This is a genomic window from Neorhizobium alkalisoli (assembly GCF_007829835.1).
Classification (GTDB): Bacteria; Pseudomonadota; Alphaproteobacteria; order Rhizobiales; family Rhizobiaceae; genus Neorhizobium.
Window position 1 is genome coordinate 278,476 of sequence record NZ_VIWP01000001.1, and the last position, 24,873, is coordinate 303,348.

Annotated in this window: 26 protein-coding genes; 11 read left to right on the forward strand and 15 right to left on the reverse strand. The window is 60.8% G+C overall.

Features of this window, described 5'->3' with window-relative positions:
- The first annotated feature begins 22 nt into the window (after window positions 1-22).
- The 6 genes from FHW37_RS01305 to FHW37_RS01330 all read left to right on the forward strand — a co-directional run bounded on the left by FHW37_RS01305 (window position 23) and on the right by FHW37_RS01330 (window position 6,223).
- Entirely contained in the window at window positions 23-1,534 is a 1,512-nt protein-coding gene (locus FHW37_RS01305; protein WP_246690677.1) for an ABC transporter substrate-binding protein, read from the forward strand.
- A 124-nt stretch (window positions 1,535-1,658) separates the two neighbouring features.
- Window positions 1,659-2,612 (forward strand): ABC transporter permease, encoded by a 954-nt coding sequence (locus tag FHW37_RS01310; protein WP_145631603.1) that lies wholly within the window; start codon window positions 1,659-1,661, stop codon window positions 2,610-2,612.
- Between the two features lie 3 nt (window positions 2,613-2,615).
- Window positions 2,616-3,518 (forward strand): ABC transporter permease, encoded by a 903-nt coding sequence (locus tag FHW37_RS01315; RefSeq protein ID WP_145631605.1) that lies wholly within the window; start codon window positions 2,616-2,618, stop codon window positions 3,516-3,518.
- The gene (locus tag FHW37_RS01320; RefSeq protein ID WP_145631607.1) at window positions 3,515-4,585 is read left to right on the forward strand and encodes an ABC transporter ATP-binding protein; all 1,071 of its coding nucleotides are present in this window, start codon (window positions 3,515-3,517) and stop codon (window positions 4,583-4,585) included. The genes FHW37_RS01315 and FHW37_RS01320 overlap by 4 nt, the downstream gene beginning before the upstream one ends.
- Window positions 4,582-5,550 carry an ABC transporter ATP-binding protein gene (locus FHW37_RS01325; protein ID WP_145631610.1) on the forward strand — a complete coding sequence of 323 codons (969 nt, stop codon included), beginning with the start codon at window positions 4,582-4,584 and terminating at the stop codon, window positions 5,548-5,550. Before FHW37_RS01320 ends, FHW37_RS01325 begins: the two co-directional genes overlap by 4 nt.
- A complete protein-coding gene (locus tag FHW37_RS01330) occupies window positions 5,543-6,223 on the forward strand; it encodes an aspartate/glutamate racemase family protein (protein WP_145633738.1) in 681 nt (226 codons plus the stop codon). Before FHW37_RS01325 ends, FHW37_RS01330 begins: the two co-directional genes overlap by 8 nt.
- 98 nt (window positions 6,224-6,321) lie before the next feature.
- On the opposite strand, the gene FHW37_RS01335 is transcribed toward FHW37_RS01330, so the two are convergent.
- From FHW37_RS01335 to FHW37_RS01365, 7 genes are all read right to left on the reverse strand, one after another.
- Complete coding sequence (locus FHW37_RS01335; RefSeq protein WP_145631612.1) at window positions 6,322-7,038, reverse strand: anti-sigma factor; 717 nt, start codon at window positions 7,036-7,038, stop codon at window positions 6,322-6,324.
- Window positions 7,035-7,577 carry a sigma-70 family RNA polymerase sigma factor gene (locus tag FHW37_RS01340; protein ID WP_145633740.1) on the reverse strand — a complete coding sequence of 181 codons (543 nt, stop codon included), beginning with the start codon at window positions 7,575-7,577 and terminating at the stop codon, window positions 7,035-7,037. Before FHW37_RS01340 ends, FHW37_RS01335 begins: the two co-directional genes overlap by 4 nt.
- 131 nt (window positions 7,578-7,708) lie before the next feature.
- On the reverse strand, window positions 7,709-8,161 hold the full coding sequence (locus FHW37_RS01345; RefSeq protein ID WP_281407229.1) for a DUF2177 family protein: 453 nt from the start codon (window positions 8,159-8,161) through the stop codon (window positions 7,709-7,711).
- 11 nt (window positions 8,162-8,172) lie between these two features.
- Window positions 8,173-8,550: a DUF2147 domain-containing protein gene (locus FHW37_RS01350; RefSeq protein ID WP_145631614.1), complete on the reverse strand. Its 378-nt coding sequence runs from the start codon at window positions 8,548-8,550 to the stop codon at window positions 8,173-8,175.
- Window positions 8,551-8,566: 16 nt separating this feature from the next.
- Entirely contained in the window at window positions 8,567-9,799 is a 1,233-nt protein-coding gene (locus FHW37_RS01355; protein ID WP_145631616.1) for an SAM-dependent methyltransferase, read from the reverse strand.
- On the reverse strand, window positions 9,783-10,610 hold the full coding sequence (locus FHW37_RS01360; protein WP_145631618.1) for a DUF1365 domain-containing protein: 828 nt from the start codon (window positions 10,608-10,610) through the stop codon (window positions 9,783-9,785). The genes FHW37_RS01355 and FHW37_RS01360 overlap by 17 nt, the downstream gene beginning before the upstream one ends.
- On the reverse strand, window positions 10,607-11,983 hold the full coding sequence (locus FHW37_RS01365) for an NAD(P)/FAD-dependent oxidoreductase (protein WP_145631620.1): 1,377 nt from the start codon (window positions 11,981-11,983) through the stop codon (window positions 10,607-10,609). Before FHW37_RS01365 ends, FHW37_RS01360 begins: the two co-directional genes overlap by 4 nt.
- Before the next feature lie 201 nt (window positions 11,984-12,184).
- Here FHW37_RS01365 and FHW37_RS01370 point away from each other — a divergent pair, with 201 nt between their 5' ends.
- Both FHW37_RS01370 and FHW37_RS01375 read left to right on the forward strand, forming a co-directional pair.
- On the forward strand, window positions 12,185-13,006 hold the full coding sequence (locus FHW37_RS01370; RefSeq protein ID WP_145631623.1) for a DUF1295 domain-containing protein: 822 nt from the start codon (window positions 12,185-12,187) through the stop codon (window positions 13,004-13,006).
- Complete coding sequence (locus tag FHW37_RS01375) at window positions 13,003-14,034, forward strand: SAM-dependent methyltransferase (RefSeq protein ID WP_145631624.1); 1,032 nt, start codon at window positions 13,003-13,005, stop codon at window positions 14,032-14,034. Before FHW37_RS01370 ends, FHW37_RS01375 begins: the two co-directional genes overlap by 4 nt.
- Window positions 14,035-14,237: 203 nt before the next feature.
- Here FHW37_RS01375 and FHW37_RS01380 read toward each other — a convergent pair whose 3' ends face one another.
- Together FHW37_RS01380 and FHW37_RS01385 are read right to left on the reverse strand one after the other, a co-directional pair.
- Window positions 14,238-16,157, reverse strand: coding sequence for a hybrid sensor histidine kinase/response regulator (locus tag FHW37_RS01380; RefSeq protein WP_145631626.1), 1,920 nt, complete (start codon window positions 16,155-16,157; stop codon window positions 14,238-14,240).
- A 222-nt stretch (window positions 16,158-16,379) separates the two neighbouring features.
- Window positions 16,380-17,141 (reverse strand): Crp/Fnr family transcriptional regulator, encoded by a 762-nt coding sequence (locus FHW37_RS01385; protein WP_145631628.1) that lies wholly within the window; start codon window positions 17,139-17,141, stop codon window positions 16,380-16,382.
- A gap of 115 nt (window positions 17,142-17,256) precedes the next feature.
- On the opposite strand from FHW37_RS01385, the gene FHW37_RS01390 reads away from it, so the two are divergent.
- Window positions 17,257-17,985 carry a response regulator gene (locus tag FHW37_RS01390; RefSeq protein WP_145631630.1) on the forward strand — a complete coding sequence of 243 codons (729 nt, stop codon included), beginning with the start codon at window positions 17,257-17,259 and terminating at the stop codon, window positions 17,983-17,985.
- Between the two features lie 95 nt (window positions 17,986-18,080).
- On the forward strand, window positions 18,081-18,317 hold the full coding sequence (locus FHW37_RS01395) for a type II toxin-antitoxin system Phd/YefM family antitoxin (protein WP_145631632.1): 237 nt from the start codon (window positions 18,081-18,083) through the stop codon (window positions 18,315-18,317).
- 14 nt (window positions 18,318-18,331) lie between these two features.
- Here the strand turns inward: FHW37_RS01395 and FHW37_RS01400 are convergent, their stop codons facing one another.
- The 5 genes from FHW37_RS01400 to FHW37_RS33435 all read right to left on the reverse strand — a co-directional run bounded on the left by FHW37_RS01400 (window position 18,332) and on the right by FHW37_RS33435 (window position 22,724).
- Window positions 18,332-19,648, reverse strand: coding sequence for a sensor histidine kinase (locus FHW37_RS01400; protein WP_145631634.1), 1,317 nt, complete (start codon window positions 19,646-19,648; stop codon window positions 18,332-18,334).
- A 4-nt stretch (window positions 19,649-19,652) separates the two neighbouring features.
- Window positions 19,653-20,306, reverse strand: a complete 654-nt coding sequence (locus tag FHW37_RS01405; protein WP_145631636.1) for a response regulator — start codon at window positions 20,304-20,306, stop codon at window positions 19,653-19,655.
- Between the two features lie 95 nt (window positions 20,307-20,401).
- Window positions 20,402-20,785 (reverse strand): diacylglycerol kinase, encoded by a 384-nt coding sequence (locus tag FHW37_RS01410; RefSeq protein WP_145631639.1) that lies wholly within the window; start codon window positions 20,783-20,785, stop codon window positions 20,402-20,404.
- The gene (locus tag FHW37_RS01415; RefSeq protein WP_145631641.1) at window positions 20,782-22,437 is read right to left on the reverse strand and encodes a phosphoethanolamine transferase; all 1,656 of its coding nucleotides are present in this window, start codon (window positions 22,435-22,437) and stop codon (window positions 20,782-20,784) included. The genes FHW37_RS01410 and FHW37_RS01415 overlap by 4 nt, the downstream gene beginning before the upstream one ends.
- 146 nt (window positions 22,438-22,583) lie before the next feature.
- The gene (locus FHW37_RS33435) at window positions 22,584-22,724 is read right to left on the reverse strand and encodes a hypothetical protein (RefSeq protein WP_186458104.1); all 141 of its coding nucleotides are present in this window, start codon (window positions 22,722-22,724) and stop codon (window positions 22,584-22,586) included.
- A 170-nt stretch (window positions 22,725-22,894) separates the two neighbouring features.
- On the opposite strand from FHW37_RS33435, the gene FHW37_RS01420 reads away from it, so the two are divergent.
- Complete coding sequence (locus tag FHW37_RS01420) at window positions 22,895-23,125, forward strand: type II toxin-antitoxin system CcdA family antitoxin (protein ID WP_145631642.1); 231 nt, start codon at window positions 22,895-22,897, stop codon at window positions 23,123-23,125.
- 124 nt (window positions 23,126-23,249) lie between these two features.
- On the opposite strand, the gene FHW37_RS01425 is transcribed toward FHW37_RS01420, so the two are convergent.
- Window positions 23,250-24,206, reverse strand: a complete 957-nt coding sequence (locus FHW37_RS01425; RefSeq protein WP_145631644.1) for a hypothetical protein — start codon at window positions 24,204-24,206, stop codon at window positions 23,250-23,252.
- Between the last annotated feature and the right edge of the window lie 667 nt (window positions 24,207-24,873).

A 24,873-nucleotide genomic window follows, 5' to 3' on the forward strand; every position in this document is an offset into this window, starting at 1 on the left:
CGCCGGCACGTTGCGCATCGGCATGACTGCATCCGACATTCCGCTGACGACCGGCCAGACTGACCAGGGCGGCGAAGGCCAGCGTTTCATGGGCTATACGGTCTATAATTCGCTGATCGAATGGGACCTGACCAAGGCCGACAAGCCGTCCGGCCTCATCCCGGCGCTTGCCAGCTCGTGGTCGGTCGATGCGACCGACAAGACCAAATGGACCTTCAAGCTGCGCGACGGCGTGAAATTCCATGATGGCAGCGCCTTCAATGCCGACGCGGTCGTCTGGAATCTCGACAAGCTCCTGAAGCAGGATGCCCCGCAATTCGACAAGCGCCAGTCCGCCCAGGGCAAGTCGCGTATTCCCGCCGTCGCCTCCTACAAGGCGATCGATCCGTTGACGGTCGAGATCGTCACCAAAAGCCCCGACGCCACTCTGCCCTACCAGATCAGCTGGATTCTGATGTCCTCGCCGGCCAATTGGGAAGCCCAGGGCAAGAACTGGGACAATGTTGCCCAGAAACCGTCCGGCACCGGCCCATGGAAGATGGAAAGCGGCTTTACCCCGCGCGAGCGCGCCGAACTGACGCCCAACAAGGACTATTGGGACAAGGCCCGCATCCCGAAGCTCGACAAACTCATCCTCGTGCCCCTGCCCGAGCCGAACACCCGCGTCGCAGCCCTGCGCTCCGGCCAGGTGGACTGGATCGAGGCGCCGGCGCCGGACTCCGTCAAGTCGCTCAAGGAAGCCGGGTTCTCGATCGTCACCAATTCCTATCCGCATAACTGGACCTGGCATCTGTCGCGCGTCGAAGGCTCACCGTGGAACGATATCCGCGTCCGCAAGGCGGCAAACCTCGCGGTCGACCGTGACGGCATCAACGAGCTGCTGCAGGGCCTTTCGGTTCCGGCACAGGGTTACCTGCCGCCCGGCCACCAGTGGTTCGGCAACCCGACCTTCAAGCTCAGCTACAATGTCGAGGAAGCCAAGAAGCTGATGGCGGAAGCCGGTTACGGCCCGGACAAGCGGATCAAGACCAAGGTCGTCATCTCGTCTTCCGGCTCGGGCCAGATGCTGCCGCTCGCCATGAACGAGTATATCCAGCAGACGCTGGCCGAAATCGGCATCGACATCGAATACGAGGTGATGGACTGGAACACGGTCATCAACGTCTGGCGTGCCGGCGCCAAGGATCCGAGCGCCAAGGGCGCCACGGCCGTCAACTACAGCTACTTCATCCAGGACCCCTTCACCGCCCTGATCCGCCAGTCGCAATGCAACCTCGCACCGCCGAACGGCACCAACTGGGGTTATTATTGCGATTCGGAAATGGATGCGCTGTTCGACAAGGTGCGCAACACGTTCGATGCCGCAGAACAGGACAAGGTGCTGCAGCAGGTGCACGAGAAATACGTCAATGATGCGCTGTTCCTGATGGTCACGCATGACGTCAACCCGCGCGCCATGACCACCAAGGTCAAGGGTTTCGTGCAGGCCCAGAACTGGTTCCAGGATTTTTCGACCATCTCGATGGAACCCTGATTGCGACAAGGCGTGCCGGCTTGCCCGGCACGCCAGACCACCTCAGCAAAACAGGTGCGGCGGGTAAATGCCCCTGCCGCCCTCCCCAAAAATACCCGACCAACCGTCTTCCCGAGGAGACCCGATGCTGGTCTATGGATTGAAGCGATTGCTGCATGTGATCCCGGTTGCGATCGGCGTCAGCATCGTCTGTTTCATGCTCATTCACATTGCCCCCGGCGATCCGCTGGCGGCCATCCTGCCGACCGATGCCTCGGCTGAACTGCAGGCGCAGATGCGCGCCTTCTACGGTCTAGACCGGCCGCTGCCGGTGCAATATGCGATCTGGGCATGGCATGCGCTGCAGGGCGATCTCGGCAAGTCGATCGCGACCGGACGGCCGGTGCTCAGCGAAATCCTCAGCGCCTCGATCAATTCGATCATCCTTGCCGTTGCCGCGACGCTGATCGGCTTTACCATCGGCTCGACGCTCGGTTTCCTCGCCGGTGTCTTTCGCGGCGGCTGGATCGACCGCGTCGCATCCGGCCTCTCCATCCTCGGCGTCAGCGTGCCGCATTACTGGCTCGGCATGGTTCTGGTCATCGCCTTTTCCGTGTCGCTCGGCTGGCTGCCGGCCATGGGTGGCGGTCCCGGTGGCTCGGATGGGCGCGCCTTCAGCTGGGAATATATCCGGTATCTGATCCTGCCGGCGGTGACGATGTCGGTCATTCCGATGGGCATCATCGCCCGCACCATCCGCTCGCTGGTCGCCGATATTCTCTCCCAGGATTTTACCCAGGCGCTGGCCGCCAAGGGGCTGATGACCGGGCAGATCCTGCGCCATGTCATGCGCAACGCCGCCCCGACGGCCATCTCGGTCATGGGCCTGCAGCTCGGTTATCTGCTCGGTGGCTCGATCCTGATCGAGACGGTGTTTTCCTGGCCGGGAACGGGGTTTCTGCTGAACGGTGCGATCTTCACCCGCGACCTGCCGATCCTGCAGGGCACGATCCTGGTGCTGGCGATGTTCTTCGTTTTCCTCAACCTCGTGGTCGACGTGCTGCAGAGCGCCATCGACCCGCGCATCCAGAGGAGCTGATCCATGGCCGCGATCACGACCGAAATTCCGCAAGCCACACCTCAGGCCGCCATCGCCCCCGCCAAATCTCCGGGCTTCTGGAGCGGCGTCGTCAAAAAGCTCTGTCGTGACCCCGTGGCGCTTTGCGCGCTCGGGGTTCTCGTCATCCTCGTCCTGATCGCCGTCTTCGCACCCTATCTCGCGCCCTATGATCCGACCAAGGGCAGCGTCATCCGCCGCCTGAAGCCGATCGGCACGCCGGGTTACATCCTCGGAACGGACGAGCTTGGCCGCGACATGCTCTCGCGGCTGATCTATGGCGCCCGCCTGTCCTTGATCATGGGCGTCGTCCCCGTCCCGATCGCCTTCATCATCGGCTCGGCGATCGGCATTCTGGCCGGTTATGCCGGCGGCACCGTCAACACGCTGATCATGCGCACGGTCGATGTCTTCTACGCCTTTCCGTCCGTGCTGCTCGCCGTCGCACTGTCCGGCGCGCTCGGCTCGGGCCTCACCAATGCGCTCGTTTCGCTGACGGTCGTCTTCATCCCGCAGATCGCCCGTGTCGCCGAAAGCGTCACGACGCAGGTGCGCAAGCTCGATTATGTCGATGCCGCGCGTGCATCGGGCGCCAACGGCGTCACGATCATCCGCGTCCATATTCTAGGCAATGTGCTTGGCCCGATCTTCGTCTTCGCCACCAGCCTGATCTCGGTGTCGATGATCCTTGCCTCCGGCCTCTCCTTCCTCGGCCTCGGCGTGCGCCCGCCGGATGCCGAATGGGGGCTGATGCTGAACACGCTGCGCACGGCGATCTACAACAATCCGGCCGTCGCCGCCCTGCCCGGCGTGATGATCTTCATCACCTCGATCTGTTTCAACCTGTTTTCGGACGGGCTGCGCGCCGCCATGGATGTGAAATCATGACCCTCCTCGTCTCCGACAGCCACGAAGAAGACATTCCGGTCGGCGAACGCGGCGGCCCCGCCCAGCCGCTGATCACCGCCCGCGGCCTGGTCAAGCACTTTCCGGTCAAGGGCAGCGGTTTCCTCAAGCCGAAAAAGGTCGTGCGCGCCGTCGACGGCGTCGATTTCGAAATCTTCAAGGGCGAAACGCTCGGCGTCGTCGGCGAAAGCGGCTGCGGCAAGTCGACGACCGCCCGGCTGCTGATGCAGCTGATCATGCCGGATCAGGGCGAGTTGCTGTTCGACGGCGAGACGGTCGGTGGCGCGCTTTCGCTCTCGCAATACCGCCGTCAGGTGCAGATGGTGTTTCAGGACAGTTATGCCTCGCTCAACCCGCGCCTGACGATCGAGGAATCCATCGCCTTTGCCCCGCGCGTGCACGGCGTCAAGGCAGGCGTCGCAATCGCCCGTGCCCATGATCTCCTGCACCGGGTCGGGCTCGAACCCTCCCGCTTCGCCGGGCGGTATCCGCACGAGCTTTCCGGCGGCCAGCGGCAGCGCGTCAACATTGCCCGCGCACTGGCGCTCGAACCACGGCTCGTCATCCTCGACGAGGCCGTGTCGGCGCTCGACAAGTCGGTCGAGGCACAGGTGCTGAACCTGCTTCTTGACCTGAAGCGCGATTTCGGCCTCACCTATCTGTTCATCTCCCACGATCTCAACGTGGTGAAATTCATGTGCGACCGGGTGATGGTCATGTATCTCGGCAAGGTCGCCGAGATCGCCACCCGCGATGCGATCTTCGAGACCGCCCGCCATCCCTATTCCTCGGCCCTGCTTGCCTCGATGCCGAAGATGGATCCGGCGGAACGGACGATGGAGCCGCCGCTTTCCGGCGATCCGCCCAACCCGATCGATCCGCCGTCCGGCTGTCGTTTCCACACACGCTGCAGTTTCGCCGAACCGGTCTGCAGCGCAAAAATGCCGCCACTCGCCGCAGTCTCCGACGAGCAGACGGCAGCCTGCCTGATGTCCTTGCCCGGCTCCGGCCACAGCAAGGCACCGGCCCTTTCGGAGGTGGCGGCATGAGCGCGACGAACCCGGTCATCGACATTTCCAATCTCAACGTCACCTTCAACCGCGGCCGAAGGCCGGTAAAGGCGGTGAACGGCGTCAGCCTCACTGTCGGAGAGGGCGAGGTCGTGGCACTTCTCGGCGAATCCGGCTCGGGCAAGAGCGTCACCATGCGCTCGCTGCTGCGCCTGCATCCCAAGGGCACCGATATCAACGGCGCGATGAAGGTCGCCGGCCGCGATGTCATGGCGCTATCGACACGCGATCTCGGCAATCTGCGCGGCGCCGTCGTTTCGATGGTGTTTCAGGAGCCGCGGCTGGCGCTCGATCCGGTCTATACGATCGGAAGGCAGATCGAAGAGACGATCATGCGCCACGAAAAGGTCTCGCGCAGCGAAGCCGCCGCACGGGCACTTGCGTTGTTCCAGAAGGTGCGTATCCCCTCGCCCGAACGGCGGCTGCAGAACTATCCGCACGAAATGTCGGGCGGCATGCTGCAAAGGGCGATGATCGCCATGGCGCTTGCCTGCAATCCAAAGGTCCTGCTGGCCGACGAGCCGACCACGGCGCTCGACGCCACGGTTCAGATCCAGATCCTGCTGCTGATCCGCGAATTGCAGCGGGAGCTCGGCCTTTCGGTCATCTTCGTCACCCATGATATCGGCGTCGCAGCCGAGATCGCCGACCGGATCGCCGTCATGTATGCCGGGCGCATCGTCGAGGAAGGCAGGGTTGCTGACGTCATCAAGGCCCCAAAACATCCCTATACTCAAGGCCTGCTCGGCGCCCGCGTCGAACTTGCGCATGGCCGCGACCGGCTGGTGACCATTCCCGGCTCGCCGCCGGACCTTGCCAACATGCTCCCCGGCTGCGCCTTCGCGCCGCGCTGTCCGCAGGCCTTCGAAGCCTGCAAAAGCACGGTCCCGACATTGACGGAAGGTGGCGATGCCGGCCGCGTCGCCTGCCTGCAATATGCCTGAGCCGCGCCCAGAAACAGGCTCAAGAAAAATCGTCCTGATCAACCCGAACACGTCGGTCAGGACAACGGCGATGATGGCCGGGATTGCCCGCACCTATCTGCCCGCCGGTTTTACCGTCGAGGCCCTGACCGCGGAGACTGGCGTATCGATGATCGTCAACCCGCAAGAACTGGCAGCGTCCGTTCCGGGTGTCGTGACGATGGGCCTTTCGGCAGCAGCAAGCGCGGACGGGATCATCGTCGGCGCCTTCGGTGATCCGGGCCTCGAACAGCTACGCCAGAACCTCGTCATCCCGGTCACCGGCATTTGCGAGGCAAGCATGCTGGAAGCATCGATCGGCGCCCGGCGCTTCGCGATCGCCACCGTCACGCCGCTTCTGGTGGAGAGCTTTGCCGAAAAGGCGAAAAACCTCGGCCTTTCGCATCTCTATGCCGGCACACGACTGACGGAGGGCGATCCGATCGCTCTTGCGCAGGATCCCGAAAGGCTGCACGCGGCCTTGCTCGATGCAACGCGAAAATGTTTCGACGAGGACCGCGCCGAAGCCGTCATCATCGGCGGCGGCCCGCTTGGACAGGCGGCCATGCGGTTGCAGCAGGAATTGTCGGCGCCGGTCATCGCGCCGATCCGCTCCGCCGTCATCCGTCTTCTCGGAGAGATGGCCGAAATCTAGAGCAGTTCCAGCAAAAGTGCGTAGCGGTTTTGCGTCCGGAACTGCGTCAAATCAAAAAGATAGAGGAATTTCGCGTTTCGAAGAAAAGCGAAATTCCTCTAGAGCTTCTGCGTCGCGCCGCTTGCGACGATCGGTCCGGTCGGCAGCCCGCTCGGCGAACCACCGAAGGGTTCGAGCGTGACGGCCAACGTCGCCCCCTCGCCGATGCGGCTGCGCAGATCGGCCGGAATGACCATATCGCCATCGAAGTCCGAGGGCATGATGCCGAGCGAGAGCGGATTGCCGCTGGCCGGCACGACCCAGAGTTCCAGCGACTTGTTGCGCGCAGGGCCGGCCGCCACCGGCACGACCTGCAGCCGGCCGCTCTGCTGATCATAGGAAGCGAGCAGGTCGACCTGTGCATTCGGGCCCGAAAGTTTTGCGACGAGCGGCGGCGTGGCCGCGATCCGGTTGAGGTTGAACAGGCCGGAGCCGAACAGGATCGCGAGAACGGCCATGGCCGATGTCGCCGTCGAAATCCAGCGCCAGAAGGCTGCGGAATTCCAAAGGCCGGGCGCAGGCGCCTGCTCAGCCCCGAACAGCCGCGTCTGGATATCGGCAAAAACCCGCGCCGGCGGTGTTACCGGCTCGTATTCCTCGTTCATCGAGGAGAGGTCGCTTTCCCATCGCTGGACGATCCGGGCAAAGGCGCGATCGGTCGCCATCCGGTCCTCGACCCGACGGCGCGCTTCCGCCGGCAGGACACCGAGCACATATTCGCCCGCAAGGACCTCGTCCCGCGCGCCTCCGCCATGGCTCTGTTCGCTCGCGCTCATTGCTCGAGACACTCTCTTAGTTTCAAAAGGCTGCGCCGCAGCCAGGTGCGCACGGTATTGAGCGGCACCTTCAATTCTTCCGCGAGCTCGTTATAGCTCAAACCTTCGACATAAGCACGCCGCACTGCACGCGCGTGGGCCTGATCGAGGGTTTCCATACACCGGTCGATCCGGCGTCCCTCGTCGGCAATCGCCATGTTCTGTTCCGGCGTCGGCGTGCGATCGTCGGCCAGATCGTACTGATCGTCGATGTCGTCCGCAACCGGCCGGCGCGCCCGCATCGTATCGATCGAATGGTGGCGGGCGATCGCGGCAAGCCAGGTCAGCGGGTTGCCAGCAGCGCTCGCAAACGTCTTCGAACGCTGCCAGACCTTTATGTAAACTTCCTGCAGCGCTTCTTCCGCCTCGGTCCTGTCACGCAGGATTTTCAGGCAAACCGCAAAGAGCTTCGGGCTCGTTACGGTATAGAGCATCGCGAAGGCGGAGCGGTCGCCCATCGCCACACGATTGATCAGAGTTGCAATGTCATTGCCCTGCATCAGGAAAAACCTCGTCACCGCATATCTATAGAGATCGGTTCTTTCAAAAGACAAGGCGAGAGAGCGGCGAAACTTCTGTCCGGGGGCAGGCCAACCGGAAATCGGGGGCGAAATAGTGGAAGCGAGCAGCATCAGCGTTTCCCCGAACCCGCGCCGGCACCTGGACGGCCGAGCAGTTTTTGCGTGACGAGGAAGCCGATGCAGCAGGCGACAGCCGAAAGGATCGTTCCCCATGCGAGATCGGCAATGGTCAGCAGGTTCGACCAGTTCTTCAGCACGGCCTGGCTGGTCAGGTCATAGGTTGCATAGGCGGTAAAGCCGGTGACCGCGCCATTCACCAGAGCCGTCTTAAGCCGCCCTTCGGCAAAAGCCGGACGCAAGGCGAGAAAGGTCAGGCCCGCGACATAGATGAGATAGAACAGGATTGCCGGTGCAACGCGGAATGTCGGGGCCAGCATATCGCCCATGACCGGCTTGTAGAGCAGCCCTGCCATCGTCCCCAGCCAGACGGCATCGATCGCGACCATGGCGATCAGAGTGACGACATAGGCAGTCGCGAGAGATTTGAACGAAATGCCTGACAAGACAATGCTCCTCAATTGATCCGTGACCAGGACACGCCCTTGCAGATCAGGCCGGCGACGATACAGCCCTTCGTCGTCATGCTGTCTCCCGAAACCGTGACGGTGATGCGGTAGGTCATGTCCCGTTGCGGATCGAAGGCCGTGCCGGAATAATTGCCCGCATCGCCCTGCGGCTTGATCGTCATCACCAGCCTGTCGCCCGCTTTCTCGCCGCGCGTGCCGGGCTTGATCCAGGTATTGGTGGCGCAGATATCGTCACCGCACGGCGCGATCCTGACCTTCGCATCACCATCGCCGCGCGCCCACTGGCCATCGATATCGGCGGCAAAAGCCGATGACACGCATGTCAGGGTGGCCAGGACACCGGTACCGATCATCATCCGTCGCATAAAATATCCTCCCGTATCAGGCATGCTCGATCGTGTAGAATCCGACATTGATCGTCTCCTCCTCAAAACCGGCCTCGCAATAGCAGAGGTAATAATCCCAGAGCCGCCGGAAGCGGTTGTCGAAGCCGAGCGCAAAAATTGCCGGCCAGCGGGCATCGAAACGGTGCCGCCATTCGGCAAGCGTCCGTGCATAGGATTTGCCGAAATGCTCGACTTCAGAAAGGTTTAAGCCCGCTTTCCCGATCGCTTCCTTCAAAGCGCTGTCAGAGGGCAGAAAGCCGCCCGGAAAGACGTATTTCTGAATGAAATCGGCATTCTTGCGATAGGATTTGAAGCGCTCTTCCTCGATCGAGATGATCTGCAGCACTGCCTTTCCGCCCGGTTTCAGGCAGCGGCGAATGGTTTCGAAATAGTCCGGCCAATAGGCCTCGCCGACCGCCTCGAACATTTCGATCGAGACGATCCGGTCGAATTGTCCGTCCGTGTCACGATAATCCCGGAGGCACAGGTCCACCTGCCCGCTCCGGCCGGCTTTTTCGGCCGCAGCCTGCGCCCAGGCCAGCTGCGACGGCGAGAGCGTGATGCCCGTCACCTTCGCATCAGTCTCGGTCGCAAGATTGACGGCGAGCGCCCCCCAGCCGCAACCGATCTCCAGCACGGTCTCGCCGCCCTTCATCTGCAGCTTCTCGCGGATACGATCGAGTTTGTTCGCCTGCGCCTGTTCGAGCGTCTGCCAATGGCCCTCGTAAAGCGCAGAGGAGTAGAGCATCGAAGGGTCGAGCCATTCGCGGTAAAAGGCGTTGCCGAGGTCGTAATGAGCCTCGATATTGCGGCGGCTGCCCTTTTTCGTATTGGCGTTCAGCAGATGGCCGAGACGGTTGGCAATGCGCATCAGCATGCTGCCTTTCACCGCCGGCTGCAGCGCCGCCGTATTCCTTGCCGCGAAGCGAATGACCGCCGTCAGGTCCGGCGTCGACCAGTCCTCGGCGATATAGCCGTCTGCAAAACCGACATCGCCGGCCATGAGAACCCGACGCAGCATGCGCCAGCGATGCACGGAGATGATCGCCTCGGGCCCGGGCTCTGCGCCCTGCTTTTCGATCACCGCTCCGGATGGCAGCGTGACGCGCAGCTTTCCGTAGCGGACATCGCTCAGCAGCCGCTCGACGATCCGCGTGCCAAAGCCGCGCAGCTTGCGCGTTTCGGAGGCGCCGGACGACAGGCGGGAGAATTCATCGAGCTGGCTCATGAAGCTTGACCTTACTGTTGGTGGGGCTGCTGTTGCGGGTGGAGCGGACGAGAGAAACCGGATTTTTCGGGGCCGACGGGCGCGGCTTAAGGCGCACGCCCTTCAGCCAGATTTTCAGCGCTTCCCAATGGATGCCGCCGACGACCCGGAGCGTCAGGAAAGGAATGGCGAAAAACGCCTTCAGCAAGGCGCCATCCGTCAGTTCGACGCGGCGGGCCAGATGCCGTGCCGTCAGCACCAGCCCATCGGCATCGGACGTATCGATGCGGATGGAAAGCTTGTCGGTCGGCGGCCGGACGCGGAATTCATAGGCGAGATCCATCTCCATGAAAGGCGAGACGTAAAAGGCCTTGTCGCAATGCTGGACGATCTCGTCATCGCCCGCTCTCTCGACCGGGATCAGATAGGCATGCCGCTCGCCAAACGTATTATCGACCTCCCAGAGGATTGCCGAAATCTCGCCATCCTGCCGGTAGCAGAAGAAGACGCTGAGCGGATTGAAGGCCCAGCCGAGAAGGCGCGGCATGGTGAGAAGCCGGATCGGCCCGCCATCCGGCACGAGGCCCGCGGCCCGCATCGAGCGTTCCACCTGTACGCGAAGATCGGTACCGGACCGGTCACCGCGATCCTTCGGCAGGAAGGAGAAGAGATTGAACCGCCCGACCGAAAACAGTTTTAGCCGTCGGTCCAGAATATCGAGCTCATCGAGATCGATGAGCAGCGAATAGATGCGATAGGCCAGTTTATGCGCCTTCGGCCGCAGCCGCGCATGCGTTACATGTCCCGGAAAAAGTGCGGATCGAAAGCTCATGCCGGCACCGCAATCTCTATCGGCCAGTCGACAAGCGGCGTGCGCACGATCCGGCCGCTCTCGTCGGCCATGGTCCACGGCCGCTTAACTCCGCCAAGATCCTCGGCGACCGCAAGCCCGGCCTGCAGTCCATCCTCGTGGAACCCGGCGCCGAAATGCGCGCCGCAGAACCAGGTGCCGCTGCGGCCCTGCAGCGACCACAGCTTTTTCTGCGCCAGATCCGTCGCAAGGTCGAAGACCGGATGTTCGTAGGTCTCGCGGCGGAGAACCTTGCTCTCGTTTATCGGCAGGCGGGGGTTGAGCGTCACGAAGGTCGGCGGCGCATCGCCCAGCGGCTGCAGCCGGTTCATCCAGTAGCTGATCGAAGGCTGGCAGATGCCCTGTTGCGCGCCATTGCTGCGGGCCGAATAATTCCACGCCGACCAGGCCGCCTTGCGCTTCGGCATGACGCTTTCATCCTCATGCAGCAAAGCCTCGTTGCGAGAATAACGGAAACTGCCGAGAACGGCGCGCTCCTCTGCCGTCGCGTCGGTGAGCATGGCGAGCGCCTGATCCGCATGGGTGGCGATGACGACGTCGTCGAACATTTCCCAGCCATTGCGTCCGTCGGAAATCTCGACGCCCAGGCCGTTGCGGCGGATCGCCTTCACCGGCGTCGAAGCCCGGATGTCGTCGGCAAACCCGCATGTCAGGCGTTCCACATATTCGCGACTGCCGCCGGTCACCGTGCGCCAGACCGGCCGGTCCCAGAGTTCCAACAGGCCGTGATTGCAGCAGAATTTTACGAAATTCGCTGCCGGATAGGCACCAACCTCCAGCGCCGGCGTCGACCAGATCGCGGCCGCCATCGGGTAGAGATGGTCTTCGCGAAAGGCGCGTCCGAATTTTTGCGCATCGAGATAGGCATCGAGCGAGATCCCTCCCATGCCGGCCAGATCCTTCGGCGCCTGACGATAGAAGCGGACGAGATCGCGCAGCATCGACCAGAAACGCGGCCGGACCAGATTGGATTTTTGCGCGAAAAGCCCAAGCCCCGTGCCGCCGGAATATTCGAAGGCGCCGTCATCCAGCGAGACCGCGAAGGACATGACGGTCGGGCTGGTCTCGACATCGAGATGCCGGAAGAGTGCCGTGAGGTTCGGATAGGTCACTTCGTTATAAACGATGAAGCCGGTATCGACCGCGACCCGACGACCGTCACTTTCGAACTCGACCGTGTTGCTGTGGCCGCCGATCCGTTTCGACGCCTCGAATACGGTGACGTCATGCGCTTGTGCCAGAAGCCAGGCGGCGGAAAGGCCGGAAATACCGCTGCCGACCACCGCGATATTGCGACGACGGCGGCGCTCTCTGTTCTGCGATTGATAATCCATCTTCCCCGCTCCTCGGCACAAATAGGGCAGCCATCCTCTGCGGCCCAGACCCTGGGTCATGACCTAGTTACGGGAGGCGGAGGCAAACAGTTTCATCGGACACGGAATTTTTACGAAGAAATTTTCTCGAAGGCTGAAACCGTTTGGCCGCGCCGACCGTAGATGCATTCGAGACGGCTGCAAAAGGAGGAGGGCTGCCGAATGGATTTCATCAATCTTGTATCGATCGCCGTCGGCCTCTTTGTCGCCATGACGGCCGCCTGGGCGATCCAGAGGATGACCGGCGCCAGCGGCTGGATCGACACGATCTGGTCGCTCGCCGTCGGGATCGGCGGCATCGCTGCTGCGCTTCTTGCCGATGGTGCCTTCGAGCGGCGGATGATGGTTCTTGTTCTCGTAGCGCTCTGGTCGCTGCGTCTGACCGGCCATATCGGCGCCAGAACACGCGGCGCCGGTGAAGATCCTCGCTATGCCAAGCTGATCGAGGAATGGGGAAACAAGGCTTCGCTGCGGCTTTTCCTCTTCCTGCAAATCCAGGCCGTCGCCGCCTTTGTTCTCGTCCTCGCCCTTTATGCCGCAGCAACCAACACCGCCCCATGGCCGGCGTTTCTGGACCTGATCTGCCTCGTCATTGCGATCGTCGCCCTTTCTGGTGAAGCAACCGCCGACCTCCAGCTTTCCCGTTTCCGCAAAACTCCGCAGGCCAAAACAGAAGTCTGCGAAACGGGCCTCTGGGCCTATTCCCGCCATCCCAATTATTTCTTCGAATGGCTGTTCTGGTGTGCCTGGCCTCTCGCCGCCCTGCCCTCACCGGTCTGGGCGATCGTTTCGCTTCTGGCGCCGATCATGATGTACTGGCTGCTTGTGCATGTCTCCGGCATCCCGCCGCTCGAAGAGCACATGCTGAAATCGCGCGGCGAAAAATTCCGTGCCCTGCAAGGCCGGGTCAATGCCTTCTTTCCCGGCCCCCGCAAATCCTCCCCCATCACCCAAGGCCCCATCACCCCAGGAGCGTCGACATGAACATGCTCGCTTTCGCCATCAACGCCGCGGAACGCACGCCATTGACCGATGGCATGACCCTTGCCGGCATCGATTTTCTCTGCGGCCGCACCCGCCGCAGGCTCGCAACAACCCCGGCGGACAATGAGCGCTCCTTCGCCGAGACGATGGGCGATCACCCGATTGCCACCCATACGGACGAAGCCAACCAGCAGCATTACGAACTGCCGCCGGAATTTTTCGCGGCCGTGCTCGGGCCCCAGCGCAAATATTCAAGCTGCCTTTACCTCGGTGCCGACACGACGCTCGAAGAAGCCGAAGGTTATGCGCTCGCCGAAACCGTTCGCCACGCGCAGATCGAAGACGGGATGGATATTCTTGAACTCGGCTGCGGCTGGGGATCGCTGTCGCTTTATCTGGCGCAGAACTTTCCGAATGCCCGCATCACCTCGGTCTCCAATTCCGCCTCGCAGCGCCAATACATTCTTTCGCAGGCGGAACGGCTGAAACTGACGAACCTTTCCGTCATCACCGCCGACATGAACGATTTTGCGACGGACAACCTGCATGACCGCATCGTCTCGGTGGAAATGTTCGAGCATATGTCGAACTGGCGCGGCCTGCTTTCCCGTGCCAAAGGCTGGCTGAAGCCGGAAGGGAAACTTTTCCTGCATGTCTTCACCCACAAGGACCGGTCCTACCGCTTCAACCATCAGGACCCGGCCGACTGGATCGCCCACCATTTTTTCACCGGCGGCATCATGCCGGCACACGACCTGCCGCGCCGTTTCGAGGATCTCTTCACGGTCGAGGACGAATGGCGCTGGAGCGGCACCCATTACCGGCGCACCGCCCTGCACTGGCTGGAAAATTTCGACCGCCAGATCGGTACGATCCAGCCGATCCTGAAGGATGTTTATGGCCGCGATGCAAGCCTCTGGCAGCGCCGCTGGCGGCTGTTCTTCCTCGCAACTGCAGGATTGTTCGGGCATGAAACCGGCGAGATCTGGGGTGTCGGGCATTATCTGATGCGGCCGGCGTTAGCGTAAGGATCTAAGACCCTCTCTGGCCTGCCGGCCATCTCCCCCACAAGGGGGGAGAAGACTCGCTGCTCTCGCTCATCCTGCATTGAGCCTCAGCGGATCGGCCGGGTTAAGCCCTCCCCCTTGTGGGGGTCCGAAGGACGGGACGAGACGCGTGGCTCGTCCCAGGATGGTGGGGAGGGGTCTTCGCGCCATACTGGACATGAACCTCAATCCAGCAATTCCCTCAACCTCACCGCCAGTTCCCGCGCCGTATACGGCTTCTGCAGCCAGCTGCCGGAATGGGCAAGTTCGCGGCCGGCGATCGCCGGTTCCGCGTAACCGGAGGTGAAGAGGACCGGAATATTCGGCCGCGATATCCGCACATGCGCCGCAAGCTCGTCACCCGTCATGCCGCCCGGCATGACCACGTCGGTAAAGAGCAGCGCCACATCGTCATGGCGGGCCAGCTGCTCCAGCGCCTCGGCCCCGGTTGAAGCTTCCACGACCTGATACCCGAAATCCGCCAGTCGCGAGGCGGCGACGCGGCGAACGCGGGCATCGTCCTCGACCAGCAGGATCTTTTCGAGACCGCCGGGAATGGACGGCGCGGGCGTTGCTGCGGCAGGCAGCGGCTGTTCGGCATCAGTGCGATGCGCGGCCGGCAGAAAGATGCGGACACTCGTGCCCTGCCCCGGCTCGCTATAGATCTGCACATTGCCGCCGGACTGCTTTGCAAAACCGTAGACCATGGAAAGGCCAAGCCCGGTACCGGACCCCATGCCCTTTGTTGTAAAGAAGGGCTCGAAAGCCTTTTCCTTGACGTCCGGCGTCATGCCCTCGCCGGTATCGGTAACGGCGATCAGCACGAATTCGCCCGTGCGCGCTGCCGGATACATCTGCGCATAATCGACATCGAGCTTGACGCGGGAAATCTCGATCGTCAGCTTGCCGCCGCGCGGCATCGCATCGCGCGCGTTGAGGGTCAGGTTGAGCAGCGCGTTCTGCAGCCGCGAGACATCGACCTCTGCCTCATTGGCAGCACCGGTCACAACAGTGCGCAGCTGCACGGTTTCGCCAACCGTCCGTCGCAGCAATTCGGAAAATCCGGTGACCAGCTGGCCGACATCGACGAGTTTCGGATTGAGCGGCTGGCGGCGGCCGAAGGCGAGCAGCTGGCCCGTCAGCTTGGCGCCGTCTTCCGCCGCTCCTTGCGCCTCACGCAGCAAAACCAGCAGCCGCTCGTCGGCCAGTTTTCCCTCGATCATTTCGAGATTGCCGCTGATGACGGTCAGCAGATTGTTGAAATCATGGGCAAGCCCGCCAGTCAGCTGGCCGACCGCCTCCATCTTCTGCGACTGGCGCAGCTCTTCCTCGATGCGGTGACGGCTGGTGAGATCGCGCAGGAAGCCGGTAAAGATCCGCTTGCCGTTGACGACCGCCTCGCCGACGGCAAGCTCCATCGGAAACACCGATCCGTCCTTGCGCTGGCCGGTGACCATGCGCCCGTAACCGATAATGTGCCGCTCGCCGGTCGCCAGATACCGGGAAAGATAACCATCATGACCGCCGCGATCGGGCTGCGGCATTAGGATGCTGACATTCCTGCCGCAGACTTCCTCGGCGCCGTAACCGAACAGACGCTCGGCAGCGGCGCTGAACGAGGAAATGATGCCGAACTCGTCGATGACGATCATCGAATCCGGCACGGTATCGAGAATGGAGCGCAGATGCGCCTCGCGTTCGGCGAGGTCGTTCTGCATCTGCTTGGTTGCGGTCACATCATTGTTGGTCTGGATGATGATCGGCTCACCACCGCCCGGCGGCGTGAACAGAACCCAGCGGCTGGCGATGAACAGCGGCGTGCCATTCTTATGGCGATGCACCACCTCGCCTTCCCAGGCATGGCTGGTGCGGACGGCCTGGCGGATCTCTTCGATCGGCTGCGGAAACTGGGTAGCCAAAAGCTCATGGACGATCCGCCCGAGCGCCTCGGCGCGGGTAAAGCCGTAAAGCTTTTCGCAGCCGCTGGTCCAGCGCCGGACGACGCCGTCCGTGCCGTGCACGATGAGATTGGCATCATCGAGAATGAGGGTGACCGAATCGAGCTGGGTCTCGGTGGCGACTTCCGTTTCAGTCCTGTCATTCATGTCAGAGCCACTCGCGATATTGCTATTCCAAAGTCCGGTATTGCGGGTCTGACAAAAGCGCAGAAACCCCTGTCAGGACAAAAATCGCCGCGGCACGGGGCACACGGCGACGATCATTCAATGCTTCCTATCGAACGCCTGAAAGGATTTTTCCCTTCAAGCATGTCCGGCCGCCGCGGGCAATCTCCCGTTGCCCGAAGCGCCCGGACACTTCTGGTCTCCTCAATGACGGCCGCGACCGCCATACATGACGAGACCACCCTGCTGCCGGATTTCGGCGCAGTCGTCATTGTCGCCTGCCAGGAATTCCAGCATGCCGTGCTTCTCGATCCTGAGGAGATGCCGGGCGGCCGGATTGTCGAGGCTGATGACGTTCTTGTTGATCAGCTTGGTAAAGGTGCGCGACACGGTCTCGATCGTCAGGCCGAGATGGTCTGCCACGTCCTGGCGGCTCATCGGCAGGTCGACGGTCGCGGCGCGCTCGCCGCTCATCGTCACCCGCTGCATGTGGCGGCGAATGAAGGAGCAGAGCCGCTCCTCGGCGCTCTTGCAGGCGAGAAGCACCATCTGTTCCTGGGTTGCCGCCATTTCGCAGCAGGTCTTTGCAAACACCTGGGCGCGCAGGTCTTCGTCGGCGGCAACGGCCGTTTCGAACTGCCGGCGCGGCATGCGCCGGATCGTCGCGGGTGTTACGGCCTCGGCGCTGTAGAGATAGGTCTCGCGCAGCGAAAAGCCGATGAAATCACCGGGATAGAGGAAGGCGGTGATGACGCGCCGGCCATCCGAGACGATGCGGAAAACCCTGAGCACGCCGTCCAGGACTTCATAGACATGATTGGCATCGTCGCCTTCGAAGAACAGCGACTGCGAGGCTGACAAATGTTCCGCGGGCTGCTTTGCAAACAGCGTATGCAAGCAATTGCCCTCATTCACATTCATCGAATTGCGTGTATCAAGGGCGCCAATATAATCTGTCAGAAACATGCCACGGCTCCATTCGTCCAATGGCTGCATTTCAACCGGACACGGTAACGGGGGGATGCGGGGCGTGTGAGAATTGGTCGAATTTTGTAACAGTCTGTAACAGCGGTCCCGCCTCATGTCCTTCTCAACAAACGGCCTTGCGCATATCCTCGTCGTCGATGACGACGACCGGATTCGCCAGATGCTGCTGCGTTATTTCGAGGGCGAAGGTTATGCGGTGAGCCTTGCCGCCGACGGCCGCCAGATGCACGAGCAGCTCAAGGCAAAAGAGATCGACATCATCCTTCTCGATCTCTCCCTGCCCGGCGGCCAGGACGGGCTCGATCTCGCCCGTGAGATCCGAGCGACCTCGGATATCCCGATCATCATGCTGACCGGCCGCGACGACGTGATCGACCGGATCATCGGCATCGAGATCGGGGCCGACGATTATCTCGCAAAACCGTTTCACCTGCGCGAAGTGCATGCCCGGCTGAAATCCATCCTGCGCCGCCGGCAGGGAGCCGCACCGAAACAGGAAAGCCAGGCCGAAGAGGTCATCCGCTTCGACGGCTGGACCCTCAACCTCTCGCGCCGCCAGCTCCTCTCGGCAGTTGGCGCGGAGATCGACCTGACGACCGGCGAATTCGACATGCTGGCAACCTTCGTGCAGCATGCCGGCCGGGTGCTGACCCGCGATTTCCTGATGGACGCGACCCGCAAACGCCAGCTCGAAGCCTTCGACCGCACCGTGGACGCCCAGATCGTCCGCCTGCGCCGCAAGATCGAAACGGACGCGGCCCATCCGCAGCTGATCAAGGCGGTGCGCGGCGTGGGTTATGTGTTTACGGGGAAGGTTGTCTGAGTTTTTTCGCGGGCGGCGGCAGGCTATAAATTCACCCACAAAGACTCAACTAAAAATGGTAGAGTTGGCTTTGCTCTTTTCCATAGGCCGTAGCCATGTCCCAAATCAGCTACACGATCAGCGAAGCACGCAAGAATTTCACCGAGATCCTCGAACGCGCCAACAGAGGCGAAGAAATCATCGTCATGCGCGGCAACGACGCCTATGCCCGGATCGGTCCCTGCGACCTTGATAGCAAGCGACCATTCGGCCTTTTACGCGGACGCGGCCTTCCCAACGACTTGTTCGACGAAGGAGATACGGAACAATCGACGACCAACTCCGGCGAGTGAAGCGAGCGCCGCCTCTACGACGCCAGCGAAATCTCCGCCGCAAAGCCATCCTTCCGGCCGGTAACCGGCGAGACGAGGGTGAGCTTTCCGCCCATATGCCGTGTCAAACTGTCGACGATGGAGAGACCGAGCCCTGAACCGGAGGCTTCCGTCGCCCCGCGGGAAAATCGTTCAGTCAGGTGCGAAAGCATGTCCGGATCGATGATCGGGCCATCATTGGCGACAGTCACACGGCCGGGCTTGATCGAGATCTCGACCATGCTGCCTTCCGGACTGTGGATCAAAGCGTTCTCGATCAGGTTGCGCATGACGATGCCGAAAGCGTCCGGATCGACCGCCTGTTCGAGCCTGGCCGTTTCGGGTGCATCGATATGCAGGCGGCCGGCGCCGATCGGCAGTCGTTCGAAATCCCTGGCGATCATGCGCAGCACCGGCATGAGGTCGGTGACGGTTTCCGATGAGCCGATGCCGGCATCGGCGCGCGACATCTGCAGCAGTTTTTCGGCAAGATGCGCGAGATGGCTCAGCGAATTCTCGATCTGGTCGACGCGCGGGCGGTAATTTTCCGGGATTTCGGCCTGCAGACGCTGCGCCTGCGCGAGCGCACCGGCGATCGGCGTGCGCAGTTCATGGGCGCTGTTGGAGGCGAATTCCCGTTCGGCGGCAAGCGCCGAGCGCAGCCTTTCCAGCAGAAGGTTGACCGAACGGGCGATCGGGTCGAGCTCGTTGGGCAGGCCGACATTGTCGATCGGCAGCATGTTGCCGCTGTCCTTCGACGAAATCTCGTCACGCAGGTCGCGGACAGGCGAAAGCATGCGGCGCACGACGAGGATGACGGCGATGATGCTGGCCGGGATCAGCAGCAGAAGCGGAAACAGCAGCGCGATGCCCGCTTCCTGGATCGCCTCGTTGCGGTTCACGAAGGCATCCGCCACCTGGATATACATGTCGCCGTCCTTGGTGGCGGCGGTGTAGATCTTGTGGGTCGGCGTCTCCGAAAAACCGACTTTCAGCGGCACGTCGAAGGGGGCGGCCGAACTGTCATGCGAATGCAGGATCACCTGGCCTTCACGGTCGCGCACCTGATAGGTGAGGTATTCGTCGCCATTGGTGGGCTGGGTGAGATCGGGAGAATCGTCGCGGTCGCGCAGGTCGTCGACGACGAGCGGCAGCAGCCGTTCGGCGGTCTCCTGCACGGCGCTGTCAAAAATTTCGGCAAACTCCTCTTCCATCACCATGACGGAAAAGACGGAGGCAAGCAGCCAGGCCACCAACACGACGCCGGTCACGGAAAACACCAGCCGCCGGGTCATGCTCATCTGTTTTTTCATCGGATCACCTGATCGAATAACCTATGCCGCGCACCGTCTCGATGCGATCATGGCCGATCTTCTTGCGCAAGCGGCTGATATAGACCTCGACCGTATTGCTCTCGATTTCCGCGCCGAAAGCGTAAAGCGTCTCGTTGAGCTGCGGCTTGGAGATGACCGCACCCGGCCGCTCCACCAGCTTTTCCAGCACTGCCCATTCGCGCGAACTCAAGGTGATCGAGGTGCCGTCGAGATCGATGACGCGCGCCGCCTTGTCGATGACGAGACCCGGCAGGCGGATGACCGAGGCGGGCCGCCCCTCGTAACGCCGCGAGACGGCCAGCATGCGCGCCGTCAGCTCACCGAGATTGAAGGGTTTTATCAGATAGTCGTCGGCGCCGGCATTGAGGCCTTCTATCCGATCCGAGACCTGGTCATGGGCGGTGAGGATGATGACGGGGGTCGCATCGTTGCGGCGGCGCAGCTCGCGCAGAAGCGTCAGCCCCTCGCCGTCCGGCAGGCGCAGATCGAGCAGGATCAGCCCATAGCTGACCGTGTCAGTCGCTGCCGAGGAATCGGCAAGGGTCCTGAACCAGTCCACCGCATGGCCGCTCGCGCTGACATGGTCGCGCAACGCTTCGCCCAGAACACGGTCATCTTCGACCAGAAGTACGCGCAAGATTGCTCCATCACCCGGATCAGCACTGCGTACGTTCTGGGAGTACCCCGCGTCAAGCCGCCAGTGGCGGCGAGGCTGCGGGGAAAGCGCCGGCATTATGCGGCAAGCCGCGCGATCAGCGCATAGAGGGCAACCAGACCATTGGCGGCAAGCAGGCAGAAAACCGCAAAGGAGCCGAGATCCTTGGCATACCGCCCCGTCTGCGAAATCTCCGGCGAAACCCGGTCCACCAGTTCCTCGATCGCCGTGTTCAAGGCTTCGGTCGCAACGAGAACAAGGAAAAGAACCCCGGCCGCGACCAGCACGGAAAGTTCCGGCCGGATCACCGCATAAAAGGCCGCAAGCCCGACAAAACCGAGGATCTCGTGGCGGAAAGCCGTTTCCTTCCACAGCCTTGCGGCGCCTCCGAGCGAATAACGCAGCGCCGCCGAGAGATGCGAAAAGCCGGTTTCCTTGCGGAATTCGCTATCGACGCTCATGAGGATGCTCCCGCCCTGCAACCGGCAAAGAGATCCAGTTTCGGATTATAGACCGAGGTCTCAACATTCATCATGCTCAGAATGCTCGAGAACCAATAATCGTGCGAACGGCCGCCGGCTGCGGCCTCTTTCGTCAGGCAGGCCCGGTCGAGACCCATCGAGGCCGAAAAATCGTGATCCATCCAGACCAGCATCGGCACATGCGTCTGCTCCTTCGGCGCCATGAAATAGGGGGCGCCATGCAGGTAGAGGCCGTTTTCGCCGAGTGATTCGCCGTGGTCGGATGCGTAGATCATGCCACCAGCCAGCTTGTCGGAGCGCGCCTTCAGGAGGTCGATCACTTCCGACAGGACATGGTCGGTATAGAGGATCGTGTTGTCATAGGCGTTGATCAATTCGGCATCGGCACAATCGGTCGGCTGTGCCGCCTGGCAGTCCGGCGTGAACTTTCCAAATTCCTTCGGGTAACGCTGGTGATAGGCCGGGCCATGGCTGCCGAGCTGGTGCAGCACGATGACGCTGTCCTTCGTCACCCCGTCCAGCCAGGCGCCGAGCTTTTCGATCATGATGTCGTCGTGGCATTCCCCTTCCTCGCAGAAGCGCTGGTCCTTGCCACCGAAGAAATTGACGGTCTCGATACGCTTGGCGACACCCTTGTCACCGGTATTGTTATCCCACCAGCTCACCTTGACGCCGGCATGGGCAAGCACATCGACCACCGTCTCCTGCGACGCGGCCTTTTCATGCGAATAGCCGGAGCGACCGAGATTGGAGAACATGCAGGGGATGGAGGTCGCCGTCGCCGTGCCGCAGCTTTCCGTGCTCGGGAAATAGAAGACGTTGCGCTTTTCGAGTTCCGGATTGGTATCGCGCGCATAACCGTTCAGCGAAAAATTCACCGCCCGCGCCGTCTCGCCGGCAACGACGATGGTGACGCGCGGTTTTGTAAGCCCGGCGACCGGCGGACGGATCTTTGCATCCGTGCCGAGCGGCGCCACCACCACTTCCGCCTCGGTCTGTGCCTGGCGGAAATACTGGATCGTGGCGGAGATCGGCGCGATCGGATTGACCGTCGCCAGCATGTCCTTGTGCTGACGATGCACGATCATCAGCGTCTTGGCATTGGCAAAAAAGATCAGTCCGACAATTGTCAGGCAGCTGATGATCGTGATCCAGTTCCACAGCACCTTGGACAGGAAGGTCCGATGCGCAACGCGCACCCAGATCACCAGAAGCGAAGGCAGGACGGCAAACAGGATCATGTGCCAGACAAAACCGGCCGTCATCAGGTCTCCGGCTTCCGCCGTCGTCGTCTCGAAGGCGTTGCGGATCATGTCTCGGTCGATGATCACGCCGAACCGGTCCATGAACCACGAACCCGCAGCCGCGGCAAAAATCAGCGCGATCGAGAGCGGCTTGATGACGTATTTGACCGAAAACGTCGTGATGATCGCGACGAAAACCAGAAACAGCGCCGGATAAAGCGCCATGTCGGCGGCCGGCGAACCGCTGAGATAACCGCCCGCCTTTTTCCAGAACGTGCCGTTGGTCGCGAGAACCAGATAAAAACTGACGATGACGCTGAGCGTGATGCTGCCGACGACCGGTCGAAAGACCGTGATCGGCCTGCGATTGAGTGATGTATATGCCAATGCGCGCCTGCCTGCTGAATTTTCCCCGGCTCGCGGCAATACGCGGCGAAAAACCGGAATCCGGCTTGGATGGGCGCGCGACCTGACACGAAGCTGAATGCTGGCAGAGGCATTCTCATGAGACGGATGTGGGGTTTAAGCGAACCTCAGAACAGCGGCGTATGCCTTGACGCCTGCGGATCCTTCCAGTCGGCATATTGCGGCCGGGGCGCATGATCGTTCGGCCGTGCCTGCGCCAGAGGGATAGCGATCAGCGTCAGAACGACGACGCCGAGGTAGAAAAGCATGCAATAATTCAGGCAAGGCTTCATGCAGGCAACTCCGACCAGAACTATAGTCTGTCTCTGCTACCTGACGCGAGGCTGAATGGCGACGAGGGCGTATCACGCCAAAATCGCGATTGCCTCCAGATGAGGCTCGACCTATGATTGCAAGCCGCGCTTTCGGAGACGCAGAAATGCCGAATACCACTCGCAAGGCCGTTAATCTTTCTCTCGATTCAGGGCTGATCGCCGAGGCTCGCAAACTCGGGGTAAACTTGTCCCGCGCTGCTACAGAAGGTATTGCTGCAGCCGTAAAAGCGGAGAATGAACGCCGTTGGCTAGAAGAAAATTCAGAGGCAATTGAAGCTTGTAACCGCTATATCGCGAAGCATGGATTGCCCTTGGCAAAATATCGACAATTCTGAGATTCCAAATTTCCGAAATTAAAATTATGCGTGAGCGTAACTTAATACGCTGAAATCCATTCATGGAAATACAGCCGATAAATTAGAATGGGAGAATTACATATAAAAAGCGGATAATTAAAACTTAATCCGCCCTAAGCAAGCAACGCCCTGGACTTTCACTTTGCCTGTACGCGGTTGGTCGGCCGAGCGCATAGTTGACGATTTGCTCCAGATCAAACCCTATGCCTTCGTTCGCAAAGCCTTTTCCGTTGTCGGGCACCGTAAACATAAATACTCGCTTACCAATTTCTCTGTTGTCGCGAGGCAGATACCGAAACATATTTTCTTTAAATTCGTCTGTGCACATCCATGGCATGCGAGAATATATAACAAAGCTTACAGGCCTTGGATTATTTTTCTCTATCAAAGACATCAAGTCAAATATCTTTGATGAGCAGATGTTTGATTTAGAAATATCGCTAAATTTTATTGGGAAGCAATTTCGATCTCTTGATGAAGGGATATTTTCTTCTCTCTCGAATGCTGACCAATGTATCAGGACGACGTCCGGAGAAAGCTCCGTGACCTCTTGCGATTTGTCCCAACCCGACCATATTCCAAGCTCTCTATATTGAGGCTTCGGATTTGCAAAACGATTTGCAAGTATATCTCTAATTCTTCTTCGGTTTGAAAGCCCGTCCATATCCCGCTCGTACTTTATGCCATCCCCATCAAGTAGCGCGATTATCGGACCGCACTCCCCTCGAAGTAAGCAAAAGATGTTCGCTTTTTCGTAGCAATCGATTGTATCGGCGTTCGCGCCCCTGCGAACTGCCGCATCCATGATGTCGAACTGGCCTCGAAGCTGCACATCCTTAGACGCGGCGTCGATTGTACTGTTAAGTATCCCGTTTACCTTGTCAGCAACGGCTTTTAGATCGACTTTTAGAGTCTGCTCGTGAGAAGAGCCAGAGAGACAAGCCCTCTCAGCTTGCAACATCCTGACGCTGAAGTCATTTCGAGAACTTTGGGCGTCGGCGGTTGAAGCGATTGCAGCAAGCATGAGGAAAATTGCGCAAAAGACGAAGTTTTTAGCCATCGAGATTAACGATCCAGCAAACAGTCCATAAGTGCATCTTGGTAACTAAGTGACAACCGTAGAGCGTTTTCATTTGATAGCGTAAGTAGAATGACGTCAACAGCCTTAGCAGCACATCAGAAGATCTAATTGAAATTTCGAACGACAAAATAAACGTAACTGACGCGCACCTACTGAGAGAGGAAACCCACAACAAAGCCACGGCTTCTAGTGAACTACAGCCTGATCTCAAAAGACGGGACATGCGGCTGCAAGGGGAAGCCCAGCGCGAAAACTCCAACAAAATCAGCGTTTTTAAAAATCTTCGTCCCCACTCCAAAAACCTCACCCACAATAACCCCCGTTCCGTCACGGATACACCGGCAGGCGTGCCGGCGAGGCGGGATCGGCGCGGGGTGTGAGGGAGAGACGCAGGATCTCGCATCCCGGGTTCGCGGAAAATGGTCTCCCTCCGGCGAGACGGGGAGTTTTGACGGGTTCGGACCGGCCCGTCATGACTTGATGCCCGACCAGGACGCCGGGCGTGCCTGTGCGGCACACAGGGTGGTTCGACGGACAAGTTTTGCCGGGCTTTTCAGTCCGCGATACTTTTCGAAAGACCGGCGGAAAAAGACCGTCCGGAAGAACCACGGCAGAGGGATCGAAGTCGCGGATAAAAACCGCCGAA

Excerpts from the sequence above, each read along its gene's own strand:
- FHW37_RS01410 (WP_145631639.1), bottom strand. The coding sequence starts at position 20,785 with ATGAGCGTCGATAGCGAATTCCGCAAGGAAACCGGCTTTTCGCATCTC.
- FHW37_RS01320 (WP_145631607.1), top strand. The coding sequence starts at position 3,515 with ATGACCCTCCTCGTCTCCGACAGCCACGAAGAAGACATTCCGGTCGGC.
- FHW37_RS01330 (WP_145633738.1), top strand. The coding sequence starts at position 5,543 with ATGCCTGAGCCGCGCCCAGAAACAGGCTCAAGAAAAATCGTCCTGATC.
- FHW37_RS01390 (WP_145631630.1), top strand. The coding sequence starts at position 17,257 with ATGTCCTTCTCAACAAACGGCCTTGCGCATATCCTCGTCGTCGATGAC.
- FHW37_RS01395 (WP_145631632.1), top strand. The coding sequence starts at position 18,081 with ATGTCCCAAATCAGCTACACGATCAGCGAAGCACGCAAGAATTTCACC.
- FHW37_RS01375 (WP_145631624.1), top strand. The coding sequence starts at position 13,003 with ATGAACATGCTCGCTTTCGCCATCAACGCCGCGGAACGCACGCCATTG.
- FHW37_RS01355 (WP_145631616.1), bottom strand. The coding sequence starts at position 9,799 with ATGAGCCAGCTCGATGAATTCTCCCGCCTGTCGTCCGGCGCCTCCGAA.
- FHW37_RS01420 (WP_145631642.1), top strand. The coding sequence starts at position 22,895 with ATGCCGAATACCACTCGCAAGGCCGTTAATCTTTCTCTCGATTCAGGG.
- FHW37_RS01325 (WP_145631610.1), top strand. The coding sequence starts at position 4,582 with ATGAGCGCGACGAACCCGGTCATCGACATTTCCAATCTCAACGTCACC.
- FHW37_RS01310 (WP_145631603.1), top strand. The coding sequence starts at position 1,659 with ATGCTGGTCTATGGATTGAAGCGATTGCTGCATGTGATCCCGGTTGCG.
- FHW37_RS01305 (WP_246690677.1), top strand. The coding sequence starts at position 23 with ATGACTGCATCCGACATTCCGCTGACGACCGGCCAGACTGACCAGGGC.
- FHW37_RS01400 (WP_145631634.1), bottom strand. The coding sequence starts at position 19,648 with ATGAAAAAACAGATGAGCATGACCCGGCGGCTGGTGTTTTCCGTGACC.
- FHW37_RS01385 (WP_145631628.1), bottom strand. The coding sequence starts at position 17,141 with ATGTTTCTGACAGATTATATTGGCGCCCTTGATACACGCAATTCGATG.
- FHW37_RS01340 (WP_145633740.1), bottom strand. The coding sequence starts at position 7,577 with ATGCAGGGCAATGACATTGCAACTCTGATCAATCGTGTGGCGATGGGC.
- FHW37_RS01315 (WP_145631605.1), top strand. The coding sequence starts at position 2,616 with ATGGCCGCGATCACGACCGAAATTCCGCAAGCCACACCTCAGGCCGCC.
- FHW37_RS01380 (WP_145631626.1), bottom strand. The coding sequence starts at position 16,157 with ATGAATGACAGGACTGAAACGGAAGTCGCCACCGAGACCCAGCTCGAT.
- FHW37_RS33435 (WP_186458104.1), bottom strand. The coding sequence starts at position 22,724 with ATGCTTTTCTACCTCGGCGTCGTCGTTCTGACGCTGATCGCTATCCCT.
- FHW37_RS01350 (WP_145631614.1), bottom strand. The coding sequence starts at position 8,550 with ATGCGACGGATGATGATCGGTACCGGTGTCCTGGCCACCCTGACATGC.
- FHW37_RS01365 (WP_145631620.1), bottom strand. The coding sequence starts at position 11,983 with ATGGATTATCAATCGCAGAACAGAGAGCGCCGCCGTCGTCGCAATATC.
- FHW37_RS01370 (WP_145631623.1), top strand. The coding sequence starts at position 12,185 with ATGGATTTCATCAATCTTGTATCGATCGCCGTCGGCCTCTTTGTCGCC.
- FHW37_RS01425 (WP_145631644.1), bottom strand. The coding sequence starts at position 24,206 with ATGGCTAAAAACTTCGTCTTTTGCGCAATTTTCCTCATGCTTGCTGCA.
- FHW37_RS01335 (WP_145631612.1), bottom strand. The coding sequence starts at position 7,038 with ATGAGCGCGAGCGAACAGAGCCATGGCGGAGGCGCGCGGGACGAGGTC.
- FHW37_RS01360 (WP_145631618.1), bottom strand. The coding sequence starts at position 10,610 with ATGAGCTTTCGATCCGCACTTTTTCCGGGACATGTAACGCATGCGCGG.